Source organism: Acinetobacter sp. FDAARGOS_559 (genome assembly GCF_003940475.1).
GTDB lineage: Bacteria > Pseudomonadota > Gammaproteobacteria > Pseudomonadales > Moraxellaceae > Acinetobacter > Acinetobacter baumannii.
Map to the genome: position 1 here is coordinate 2,248,702 of NZ_RKJG01000005.1, position 12,917 is coordinate 2,261,618.

Consider the following 12,917-nt stretch of genomic DNA (forward strand, 5'->3'; position numbering starts at 1 on the left):
AGCTATTTCATTAACACGTTGGGAATTAAAAAATAATTTTTAATCTAGTAAGGTTTTTATACATGAGAGAGTTATCAATATCTGAATTCGATTTAGTAGCAGGTGCTTTAAAAATGCAAATCAATGTAAAAATGCTGAAAAATTTTTCATGTTTATGATCCTATCTTTAGGATAATCCTCATCGTAATTCAGTACTTAGTTATTTAATAAGAAAATAGATTACTCTTAACTTGATTAATTCCAAATATTGTTTTTACAATCATTTATTAAAAGGGTTAAATTATGAAAAACAAAGAAAGGTTGACATTCAACTACAATTGATAAACAATTATTTAATTATATATAAATTGGTGATAAAGTTGAATATTCTATTTAGTAAGTTTATGACTTTTTTTATTATATTATTTGGTCTCTTGTTTTTTATCAGCTTATTTGTTTTTTTAAAGAATTTCATTATTCATGATTATAGTTTTTCTGAAAATTTAAAATCATTTAATAAGTTAGTTTTATTTGGCATTGTATTATTATTCGGAATAAATTACGAAAAAATAGTTTCATACTTAGAGATAAAATGGAATTAAATTTGTTTTTATTAAGTAAAGTCTAATTTTTTTAACCTGTTAGGTGATTATATGCGTGAGTTAAGCATAATTGAATTGGATATGGTTTCTGGTTCTGCAAATAGTGCTGCTGGAGCTGCTTTAGATGGTGCTAGCAGTGGTACAACAGTTGGGGGAGCTATAGGTGCATTTGCAGGAGGAGCACTTGTTGGTGGTGCTAGAGGAATTGCTGGTGGTGGTGCTATTGGGGCAGCAGCTGGAGCAGTTATTGGAGGCGCAATCGGTGTATATGACTATTATCAAGGAAAAGATGGTAATGACTACTGTGAAGATGGTGGTAATTACTAATAATACAAGATTTAATTTTTTCTAAATTCACTTAATTGGCTGAGATAATCAGCCAATTTTATTTATAGCTGGGTTGTTATGCTGCTAAATTTTTCTCTTGATAAAGATACTTTTAAAAACGATTTTTTATACCAAAAACCTTTTCTATTTAAAAATGCAATAGATTCGACTAAGTTTTCTTGGAAAGATATTAATGAACTTTACAGCCGTGGTGATATTTCACATCGTGACTTTAAGATAATGAATGGCTATGAAGTCCCTAAAAAAGAATATGTAGAATCATATGATAATTTGGGGGTTATAGAATATCGCTGTATTTCTTCTGTACTTTATGAGTATCTTAGGAATGGGGCAACTTTAGTTCGTAATAGAATTAAAAATGAACCATTCGTTGATCAGATTAGTAAGCAAATTGGTAGTTTTTCAGAAGCTCGAACACTTACAGGTGGTTATGCAGCATTTAGTTCAAAATCATCCTATAAAAGTCATTGGGATACTAGAGATGTTTATGCTGTTCAATTATTGGGACGGAAACGTTGGATATTAAGAAAGCCTAATTTTGAATTTCCTTTATATATGCAACAAACAAAGAATTTTACAGATATAAAAGAACCAGAAGAAATCTACATGGATGTAATTTTAGAAGCTGGAGATATCTTATATATACCCCGTGGTTGGTGGCATGATCCATTACCTTTAGATGAAGAAACCTTTCATTTAGCCGTTGCAACATTTGCTCCAACAGGATTTGAGTATATGCGCTGGTTGCAGAATACCATGCCAAATATTTTAGACTGCCGCAAGAACTTTACTAATTTTCAAAGTGATGCAGAGATAATCAACAGTATTAGTCAGCAAGTTGCTGAAATTATCAGAGATAAAGGCTGTTATCAAAGTTTTATGATGCACCATCTTGCAGAGCAATCAGTATCCTCCATGTTATCACTAGATGTATTGGGTAATGGTAAAGTAAGTCAATTGGATAACAACCAAAAGCTATATTTGAATGCCAACTTATTGCATTACTTTGATGAAGGCTTTGTGATTATAAATGGTAATAAAGTTAATGTTGATGATATTAGCTTAAGTTTAATTCAATACTTATTTGAGAATTCCTATTCAAGTGTAAAAGATATCTTGGATCAATTTAATGAGCATTCTCCAGAAAAAATTAATAAGTTGCTATTTCAGTTATCAATTGAAAATGTGATTGAGCTGGTAATGTAAAGTTATAAATGAGCTCTAATTTATTTCGAAAAGAAGCCCTAGATGCCAAACAGGCTAAATGGACGGGAACTATCATTCTATCCCGCCCGTTTAGTTTTACCTTTTTAACAATTTGTGCTTTATGTATTGCTTTAGTGATTATCGCTTTTGCAGTATGCGGGAGCTATACTAAACGTAGCACAGTCCAAGGGCAACTCATTCCACAATCAGGACTGATACAAGTTTATACAACGCAATCAGGTACGATTCTTAAAAAGAATGTATACGAAGGACAAAGTGTTAAAAAAGGCGATATTCTTTTTACAATTTCAACAGCAAGTTATGGTGAACAAGGTAGTATTGCCAATGCTTTAGCTAAGCAAACTCAATTAAAAGAGCAATCCATACGAAATGAAATCACTCGAATGCGCTTTATTCATCAAGATGAGAAACGAACAATCAATAACCAGATTGGTTTGCTAAAAGGGACTTTGGTTAAGGTTGAAAATTTAATCACTAATCAGCAGGAACGTATCAATCTAGCTAAAAAAAATCAACTGCGGTATGGCAATATACTTCATGAAAATGCAATTTCTCATGAAGAGTTTGAAGCAAAAAAAATAGATTATCTGGATCAGTTGGCTCAATATGAGTCATTACAACGTGAAAAAGTATCATTAGAAAAACAGCTAACGGAACAGCAAATTAGCTTGTCAGGATTAGAAAATAGACAAAATAACCAAATTGAGCAGTTGGAGCGGTTGTTATCGAGTAATACACAAGAATTAATCGAAATGCAATCTAGACAGCATATTGCCATACAGGCGAACTTATCAGGCGTTATAGGTACGATTAATGCCGAAGTTGGACAGTTTGTTGATTTATCTAAGCCTTTATTGACGGTTCTTCCCGAAAATACACCATTGATTGCACAGCTTTATGTACCTAGTCGTGCCATTGGTTTTGTTAAAGAGGGGGATCAAGTTTTACTACGTTATCAAGCATACCCCTATCAAAAATTTGGCCATGCAAAAGCACAGGTTTTATCTGTAGCAAAAACTGCATTAGCAAGTCAGGATTTACAAACAATCGGAATTATTTCACCACAAGAACAGCTGAATAATGAACCTGTGTATTTGGTCAGAGCAAAACTCGATAAACAGCTGGTGAAGGCTTATGGCAAGGATATGCCTTTACAGGTGGGAATGACTCTTGAAGGCGATATCATGCATGAAAAGCGTAAATTGTATGAGTGGGTTTTAGAACCATTATTTAGTATTACAGGAAAACTATAGTCCATGCGTTATCTTGATCGTTTATCTTTAGGTCTTGGTCGAAAAGTTCCTGTAATATTACAAATAGAATCCTCAGAATGTGGTCTAGCTTGCCTCGCAATGATTGCTGGCTATTATGGTTATGAGTCAGATCTTTTAACTCTGAGACAGAAGCACCCAATATCTCAAAAGGGAGCAACGCTTACAACCTTGGTTAAAATAGCCAACAAGTTGCATCTTACCACTCGTCCCCTAAAACTCGAACTTGATGAATTAAATAAATTAAGATTACCATGTATTTTACATTGGGATTTAAATCACTTTGTTGTTCTTAAAAATGTATCAGCAACAAAAATAACGATTGTTGATCCAGCATTTGGGGAAAGAGCATTCAGCTATGATCAGGCTTCATCACATTTTACAGGCATCGCTTTAGAGTTATGGCCTGATTCTAATTTTGAAGAAAAAACAGATAAAACAAGTATTCGTATTTTTAAATTATTTGGTGAAATTAGAGGCTTATGGAAATCTTTAGGGCAAATTCTTATTCTTGCTTTAGTCCTAGAAGTCTTTTCCCTAGTAAGCCCATTCTTTATGCAGTGGGTAATTGACCATGCAATTGTTTCAGCTGATCTAAATTTGCTCACGACCTTAGCAATCGGTTTTGGCCTGTTAATGATATTGAGTAGCCTAATTAGCTTGTTGCAAGCATGGGTGGTCATGCATATGGCAACTACATTGAATGTACAATGGAAAGCCAATATTTTTCATCATCTGGTTAACTTACCAACTAATTTTTTTCAGAAACGGCATCTTGGCGATATTATTTCTAGATTTGGCTCGATTGATGCAATTCAAAAAACGCTGACAACGTCATTTATTACAGCCATTTTAGATGGCCTAATGACAATTTTCACATTAATTTTGATGTTCGTATATAGTGCAAAATTGGCATGGATCGCTGTGATCACCATGCTGTTATATGTAGTCATTCGTTGGATTTGGTATTACCCTTTAAGACGAGCGACAGAAGATCAAATTGTCCATGCTGCAAAACAAAATACTCATTTTATGGAAACCATGCGTGGCATAAAAACTATCAAACAGTTTGAAAAACAGGACTATCGACAAGCAACGTGGTTAAGCTTATTTGTAGACCAAATTAATGCGGGATTGACGACACAAAAACTTAACCTCATGTTTGGGTTTGTCAATACATTACTGTTTGGATTGCAGAATATTATCATTGTATGGTTGGGCGCAACTCTAGTCATTGAAGGTGAGTTTACCGTTGGTATATTAATGGCCTTTCTTGCCTATAAAAATCAGTTTGGTGGACGAGTGAGTTCTTTGATTGATAAGTATGTTGAAGTCAAAATGCTTAGTCTACATGGTGAACGTTTAGCGGACATCGTTATTACTGATCAAGAAAAAACCGATAGCTATTCATTCGTTCCAGAATTATCAGAACAACAAAAAACAGGAATTGATGTTAAATCTCTCAGATTCAGGTATTCAGAAGATGAATCTTGGATCATTCATGGCATTAACTTTAATATTCTAGAAGGACAATCTGTAGCAATTGTAGGTCCTACTGGTTGTGGTAAAACTACACTAATGAATTTGCTTTTAGGTAATTTAACACCAGAGCATGGTGAAATCAAAATTGGCGGGCAAAGTATAAAAAATATTGGTTCTAATAAACTCAGAAATTTTATCGCCTATGTTGCCCAAGATGATGTGTTGTTTGCAGGTTCCATCCTAGAAAATATTAGTTTTTTTGATGATGGTGTGCAGCAAGAATGGGCTGAACAATGTGCAAAAATGGCATCTGTACACGATGAAATAATGGCGATGCCGATGGGTTATCAAACACTAGTAGGCGATATGGGCAATATTCTGTCTGGAGGACAGAAGCAAAGAATATTATTGGCAAGAGCATTGTATAGAAAACCTAAGATCTTATTTTTGGATGAGGCAACGAGTCATTTGGATATTATAAAAGAAAAAGAGATCAACAATATGATTAAGTCACTCAATATCACCCGAATCATTATTGCTCATCGTCCAGAGACGATTTCATCTGTGGATCGTATTATTGCTTTAAATAATGGTCAAATTGTGAGTGATCAAATGCTTTAGTCTTTTTAATAACTTAGATTAGCATTTGAAGTACAACACCATGTTGTTGCCCCATACCCAAGTTACTTTTTAAGTTTGGTGGTCTGGAAGAAATTCAACCTTTGAATGTTTATGTGACAAAGTCTCATTCAGATTAAAAAAGCAGATGCTTTCACATCTGCTATAGTGCTAACGTGTGTGATTCATAGACATCATTTCAATATAATGGGTGTCTATGAACAGAGAAATTCAACAAAGACTCGTATGGGTTAAATTATTTGAAGAGACCAATGATGCTGGCCTAGTTTGTCGGAGATGTGGCATTTCTAGACCAACGTTACGCAAGTGGTGGAAACGATATTCTGAACAAGGTATTGATGGATTAAGTAGTCAGAGTAAACGTCCCTTAAAATCACCAAATACTAAAATCAATGCTGAGCTAGAAGCTTTAATATTAGAAATGCGCTCGGCTAGAAATCTTGGTGCTCGACGTTTGCAAACAGAATTGATGAGGCTACACGGAGTCTCGTTGTCCTTAGCGACTATCCATAAAGTACTATCCACCCATCAAGTCAAACCGATTAAAAAATTCCGTCGTAAAGTAGATTTCATTCGTTATGAACGCCCATTACCAGGCGATAGAATTCAAATGGATACCTGTAAATTGGGTCCTGGAATATATCAATACACATCTATCGATGACTGCACACGATATCGCGTTTTAAGGATATATAAACGCCGAACAGCAGCGAATACTCTCGACTTTTTAGACTGCGTAATTGAAGAAATGCCTTTTCCCATACAGCGAATCAGACCGATCGAGGGCGAGAATTCTTTGCTGAAAAAGTACAGAAAAAATTGATGCAGCATGGAATCAAATTTAGGCCAAATAAACCAGGTTCACCTCATTTGAATGGCAAGGTAGAGCGTTCTCAAAAGACTGATAAATCTGAGTTCTACGCTACTGTCGATATTAATTCTGAAGATATCCAAGACAAGCTAGCCGAATGGCAGCATTACTATAACTGGATGAGACCACATTCAGCTTTGAAAGGTAAAACACCGATGGAAAGGTACTTTGAATTATGTGAAGAAACCCCTTTCTCTGATGAGGTCCAGAAGCAATACAACCCATCAAATGAACGGATTCAACACGCCAATTACAAGATGGATTTAGAGATCGCTAAATTGAAACGATCTCTATGAATCACACAGCTAACGACCAATCTTTTTTGTTTTAACAACTGAATCAGGTTGAAATGGTCTCACTAACTGGTAATTCACCCTTCTTTAAATAGCGATAACTTTGAATCACTAATAATATTGCTGCCAAACTGATTCCACATGTCAGCACCAGCCAGATTGCGTCTACATTGGCACGTTCCTGAAACCATCCACGAACCCCCATTAAATAACTCAATGGAATAATCACCAGCCAATAACAAAACAGAATCACAAAGAGTGGTTGCATAAACTGCTGCAAACCACGAAGCACACCAGATGCCACTGCTTGGATTGCATCAAAAATCAGGAAAACTGCTACAAAAGACATTAAGCCAGCGGCAATGTTTAATACTTCAGCATCTTTACTAAATAAGCCTGTCAATGGCTCTGCAAATGCAACTAATAGTCCTGCAATCACAACACCATAAATCAAGGTAATCACTGCTACAGCAGCGCTAGTGGCAAGCTTAGATTGATGATCATACGTTGCAGAAAAATACGCCACGCGAATAGTGGTTGCACTACTGATGGCAATCGGAGTCATGATGATTAACATCGCAATATTAATCACAATCTGATGTGCAGCAATGGCCTTTGCTCCAAGTTGTGACGCAAAAAATGCTAATGTTGCCAAAGCTAGAATTTGTAGAACTAAAGTGATACCTATCGGTAGACCTTGCTTTAACAATTGCAAGCTTTGTTGAATATTGACCTTTGCCTTGTTTGTTTTAAGTTCTGGAACAGCTTTTGCCACCAATTGATACATACAAAAGCAGGCAATATAGGCACTGATCGCAGTAGCAAGTCCTGTTCCTGCACCCCCCATTCCAGAAATAAAACCAAGGCCATTGACCAATGCCACACAAAGCGAAGCATCACAAATTAACAAGATGAGATATGTCAACATAATCGGTTTCAGCAAACTATGACCTTCACTGATAAATCTAAATAAAGTCATATACACTAGTCCAGGCACACCAAAAGCCACAAAATGCAAATACTGTTTGGCAATACTTGCCACTTGTGGGGTTTCAATGAACCAAGGACATAAAAGTGCCAACAGCTGAATCAATGCAAAGCCAAAAATTGACAATAAAAATGCTATTTTTTTACCTTGTTGTATGAGCGTCGCGATCTCAGCTTTGTGAGCTTGTTGCACGGCTGAAATTTTTGGAACCAATACATACAGAATACCTGTAAATAATATAAAAACAGGCGTCCACATATTGCTGCCCAGTCCAATACCAGCTAAATCAATATAATGGTAACGCCCCGCTACTATGGTATTGATCACACCCAAGGATGCCTGACAAATCTGAATTAAAATTAAGGGCAACGCCAGCTTTAATATCGGCAAGCTAATATCTTTGAGCATATTCATATATTTTCCATCTTGCCTTTAATGTGCCTTGCTTAAACGCCAATAGCCTTTAATATGGTTATTTTTTCCCGTCAGTTTGCGTTCATTACGGAAATAATGTCGAATCTGTTTTGCTGCGTTATTTTCTAAAGCACCCCATACCTGATCGAGTTGATCGAATGTTTTTAACAGCTCAACAGTTTGACTGCCCTGCTCATGCACAGCTCCAGTAATTTTTTGAAGGTTGGTATTTTCAGGAAAGCTAAAATCATCAAAATAAGCGAAATCTACAGCATCAGCACTGAGTAAAATCACAATCGGTGGAATTGGGTTTTTCCAAAAATCTAAGATACCTGCCAATGCTGGAAAAGCGGTTTCATCCGCAATCAGTACCGCTTGCCCCTCATGCAAATGCTCGTGCTTATCATCGGTTTCGGTACGGCTGGAAATTAAGGATCCTGTATTGAGTTGTTGTACCCACTGGCTTCCTGGACTAGCCCCATGGGTAAACACATCGACATAGCCGAAATGTAAATCTTCCCCATTTGAGCCATGCGCAAACGCTTTTCTTAAGGTATAAAGACGCACATCTTTATTCATGCTTTCCATCAATTTTTGGCGTTTAGGCGCAGATAAATGCTTCATCAGCCATAAGAAACCACGATCGAACAGATTCTTTAAGGTGTCACTTTTATTCGAAGTACTCTGCTGTACCACAGGTACTTTTTCTACGACTTTTAAAATAAAGCCATAGGCATAACCAGCATAATAATTTGGTAAAGGTATTTGGCTTTTAATGGTGAGACGAGTGATATTTGGAGTGACTTGCGACTTCGCCACCACTTCAAAAAACTGTTTGGCATTGTTGCTAAATTCAATTTTTTGTTTGGCAAATGAGTTATACGCTAAATAGAGAATTTGCTCTTCTAAATCACCTTTTAACTCAAAGTGAATAAACAAATCTTGTTTAATCGATGAAGATGGAACTTGTGTATTGAGCAAAATACCTTCTTCATAAATGTCAGCAATGACAGCATCATGTATGTCATTATTTTTGCCATAGGTCTGCGCAATAATCAGCAGTTCTTTACGATGATCCTGATTCACATGATCCATAATATCAAGTTTACGATCTTGATCTTTAATTGTGGTGAAATGTGCCATGATGCCGCCTAAATCCTAAATAAAAATATAAAATGGGATAAATCTTGAGCATTAATGTGCTAAATGTTCTGCATCAGCAGGCAATATTTTCCATGCCAATATTGCAACAGCTAAAGCACAGAAAAAGGTCAACATCACCACAGCCGTATAACCGATACGTTGTGCCAATGCGAGACCCAATGCTGAATAGGCGAAGCCCATAAAGACTACTAAGCTGAGTTGTAAACTAAAGAATGTCGCCTTTGCTGGCATACTGGAAGCACGATCCATAATCATGGTAGATAACGTAGCCATCACTCCGGGGTTGGCAATGAAATAACCAAATATCGCCAAATAAACTAAAGGTTTTGAGGTATAGCCAAGCGTCAGTGGAATAAATAGCAACAAGGTTAAACCTTGTATAATCGTGAGAGTAATCAATGCCTTATTACGCTGTAATCGATTGATCAATAGCGTTGCTAAAAAAGCAGAAAAAACACCCACGATTGAGCCAAAGATTTTGATGGCAAAACCAATGTCCACCAATGACCATTTCGCATCTACCAGCATCGGATTTAAAATGCCAAAAACAGCCGTAAAGCCGATAGGATAAATAAACAACAATAAAAACCAGCGTCGGTATTTATAAATAAAAACTTTGAGCTGTTGGCCTAAACTTTTAAATTGAGCAGTGATCGTACGATGTGGATTAGCATAGATATCTTCTGGCTCACGGTAAAACAGCAACTGAATACACGTAATGGCGGTCAATACGGCAAGCACTGTCAAAGCCCCTTTCCATTGCAACCACGGATAAAGGATTAACAGCAAACCACCGCCAATAATATTGCCCAATAAATTGCTGGCATATTGAATGCTATTGGCAAACTGACGTTCAGACGCCTGAAAAATCTTACTGGCCAAACCATCAATTGCGACATCTTGTATGCTCATAAACAAAGTATAGACAATGAACAAAATCAACACGATGGAAAATTGACGTTGAATATCGAGCCAGCCACAAATCACGAGTAAAATCATCATGCAGAATTGAGCAAAAATAAGCCAGCTTCGATATTGCCCTTGAAAAAATAATCTAAAGCTATCAACAAATGGTGCATACAAAATTTTACCGAGCATCGGAATCGCAATTAAATTCAGCATAGCCAATTGATCTAATGCAATACCACTTTGTCTTAAAATGGCAAAAGCAGCTGACATAATAAATGCCACACCAATGTATTGCGTAGTGTAAGTGCTGATCAATAAAACCCATGGCTTCGATGTGTTCTTCATATTGCGATATACCCATACCCTTTTTGCTGTTGTGTAGATTTCAGATTAAAAATCAATTTGCATTGATAATTTATAACTACGTGGATCACCACCTACACCCACATAGCCATTCCAAACCCCTGCCCAATGTTTTTTATCAAATACATTGTCGACACCACCACGGAACACCACGTTATGCTTGGCGATATTGGTGGCATAACGTCCGCCTAAATCGAGCACAAACCAATCTGGAATTTTTTGCGTATTGGTATCATTGGCATATAAGCTACCTGTATAGGTGGTATTGGCAGTTAAAGTTAAACCTTCAACAGGTTGAACATCCCATTCCAGCCCAAGATTGGATTGCCAATGTGGAATGCCTTTGACATCATTGCCATCCATTAAACCACCAGCTGTTTTTTTCCATTCAGCTTCGAGATAGGACACACCACCCAATAGACGTATGTCTTTAACAATTTCACCCGCAGTGGTCCATTCAATACCGCGGTTACGTTGTTCACTTTCGCTATAATTGCGATTGGCATCTTGCGCTAAATCATTTTTAGTAATTTGGTAGATACTGAGGGTATTTTTAAATTTACCCATATCCCATTTTGTGCCGACTTCATATTGTTTCGATTTATACGGTTTAAAGGTTTTTTCAGCGACTAATGGATTGCTTGGATCAGTAATGGTGCCCCCTTGCGATAAACCTTCAATGTAGTTTGCATACAGTGATAATGTGTTGTCCCAAGGTTTAACCACGAAGCCGACCATTGGCGTTACAGCACTTTCATCATAGTATGGGCTACTTGGCAGGCCTGTTAAAATACTATAACTTTGCGATTTTACATTTTGATGCCGCACCCCTAAGGTCAACTGATACTTGTCATCTAATATAGACAGCGTATCGGCAAAGGCAAAGCTGGTCAGCGTAGTGTCTAGTGTTTTAGGCGTATACGTTGGAGGTGAAGCAATCAGTGCGGGTCGTGTTGGTCGGTAGATATTTGATGCCCAAGGTGTCCCCATCACCAAGCCCATATGCGTATCTTGATCAAGTGAATTGGCACTAATCACGACATTATGTTTGATTGCCCCTGTATTAAACTTACCTCGGACCCCTAATTCCCCTGCATCAACATTGGTGTTGTTGGCATTCATACGCGATACAGCCATATAGTCGCCATTGGGTTGTGCTGCATTGCCTAAAGCATTATTGGCAATCACACCCACACCATTTTGGCGTTTCGTCCCCGCAGAGGCAAAGGCTGTCCATTCAGGCGCAAAATCATATTCAACATGTGCAATCGCACCACGTGTTTTGGTATGCGAATACGACCCAGGTTGATGATTTAATTTTGAATCTGGCGCTTTAGGTACAACTGATGTTGCAAATGACACCATCAGCGGTTGTCCACCATCGAGTTTTTCATTGATGTCATATAAGTCTAAGCTGGCACGGAATTTTTCACCCTTATAATCGAATGCCGCCGAACCCAAATAACGGTTTTCTTCTTGCCCATCTAGTGCTGTATCACCTAAAGACTTAAGCGCATTAACACGAACACCAAACTGATCATGTTGACCAAACCGACGCCCAACATCGATATGCGCACCAAAAGTCGAATCTGATTTATAGCTAGTGGTCAACCGCGTGATGTCTTCAGAGGTTGCACGTTTTGGAACAACGTTAATCACACCGCCGACTGCCCCACCAATTGACATACCATTTAATAAAGCACTGGTGCCTTTAAATACATCCACACGCTCTAAAAATTCGGTAGGAACACGGTTATGAGGTAATAAACCAAATAGACCATTCCATGCTAATTCATGACTTTGTGTATATAAACCACGAATATTAAAATACTCACCAATACCACCTCTAGAGAAAACACTACGAACAGAAGGCTCACTTCTTAAGGCATCTGCCACTGAAGTCGCTTGTTGGTCTTCAATATACTTTGAGGTATAACTGGTGATACTGAATGGAATATCCATATCATCTTTATTACCCAGTATTCCAACCTGACTAGTTTTACTAATTTGTGCTGCTGATAAAGTTTCGTCTTGATTGGCTGATACCACAATGGTCGGCAATATGTTTGGCGATTGTTCTTCAGGGGCTTTCGATGTACGAGCTACAGCTAACTGATTTTCTTCTTGATTCGAAGCGTTCGTATTTTGAGGATTTATTGTATTGAAACCATCCCCAGCCAATACATACTGTGAAGACAACAAAGCTAAACTTAAAAATAAAACTGATCTTTTTAATTGATATGCTGTATTCATTGTGCACCTTGGAGAGAAAGGATCTATATAAAGTGCAAGAATGTTATCAAGAATCATTCTCAGATGATAAAATAATCCGAAATTAATTAATAAAATCAGGAATATATTTGATTT

At 37.1% G+C, this 12,917-nt stretch carries 8 protein-coding genes and 1 pseudogene; 5 read left to right on the forward strand and 4 right to left on the reverse strand.

Features of this window, described 5'->3' with window-relative positions:
- Positions 1 to 632 precede the first annotated feature (632 nt).
- The 5 genes and pseudogenes from EGS71_RS12295 (at position 633) to EGS71_RS12315 (ending at position 6,715) form a co-directional block, all read left to right on the forward strand.
- Entirely contained in the window at positions 633 to 908 is a 276-nt protein-coding gene (locus EGS71_RS12295) for a hypothetical protein (RefSeq protein ID WP_001208741.1), read from the forward strand.
- A gap of 78 nt (positions 909 to 986) precedes the next feature.
- On the forward strand, positions 987 to 2,135 hold the full coding sequence (locus EGS71_RS12300) for a JmjC domain-containing protein (RefSeq protein ID WP_000925823.1): 1,149 nt from the start codon (positions 987 to 989) through the stop codon (positions 2,133 to 2,135).
- Between the two features lie 8 nt (positions 2,136 to 2,143).
- Entirely contained in the window at positions 2,144 to 3,409 is a 1,266-nt protein-coding gene (locus EGS71_RS12305) for an HlyD family secretion protein (RefSeq protein ID WP_000097730.1), read from the forward strand.
- A 3-nt stretch (positions 3,410 to 3,412) separates the two neighbouring features.
- Complete coding sequence (locus tag EGS71_RS12310) at positions 3,413 to 5,530, forward strand: peptidase domain-containing ABC transporter (protein ID WP_001269709.1); 2,118 nt, start codon at positions 3,413 to 3,415, stop codon at positions 5,528 to 5,530.
- Positions 5,531 to 5,744: 214 nt separating this feature from the next.
- Positions 5,745 to 6,715: pseudogene (locus tag EGS71_RS12315) on the forward strand (IS481 family transposase).
- A gap of 43 nt (positions 6,716 to 6,758) precedes the next feature.
- On the opposite strand, the gene EGS71_RS12320 reads toward EGS71_RS12315, so the two are convergent.
- From EGS71_RS12320 to EGS71_RS12335, 4 genes are read right to left on the reverse strand one after another with little or no spacing between them, the layout of a single operon-like run.
- Entirely contained in the window at positions 6,759 to 8,114 is a 1,356-nt protein-coding gene (locus tag EGS71_RS12320) for an MATE family efflux transporter (protein ID WP_001056737.1), read from the reverse strand.
- 18 nt (positions 8,115 to 8,132) lie between these two features.
- Entirely contained in the window at positions 8,133 to 9,257 is a 1,125-nt protein-coding gene (locus EGS71_RS12325; protein WP_000929986.1) for a siderophore-interacting protein, read from the reverse strand.
- A 51-nt stretch (positions 9,258 to 9,308) separates the two neighbouring features.
- Positions 9,309 to 10,532 carry an MFS transporter gene (locus EGS71_RS12330; RefSeq protein ID WP_000799431.1) on the reverse strand — a complete coding sequence of 408 codons (1,224 nt, stop codon included), beginning with the start codon at positions 10,530 to 10,532 and terminating at the stop codon, positions 9,309 to 9,311.
- A 45-nt stretch (positions 10,533 to 10,577) separates the two neighbouring features.
- The gene (locus tag EGS71_RS12335) at positions 10,578 to 12,803 is read right to left on the reverse strand and encodes a TonB-dependent receptor (protein ID WP_001090564.1); all 2,226 of its coding nucleotides are present in this window, start codon (positions 12,801 to 12,803) and stop codon (positions 10,578 to 10,580) included.
- Between the last annotated feature and the right edge of the window lie 114 nt (positions 12,804 to 12,917).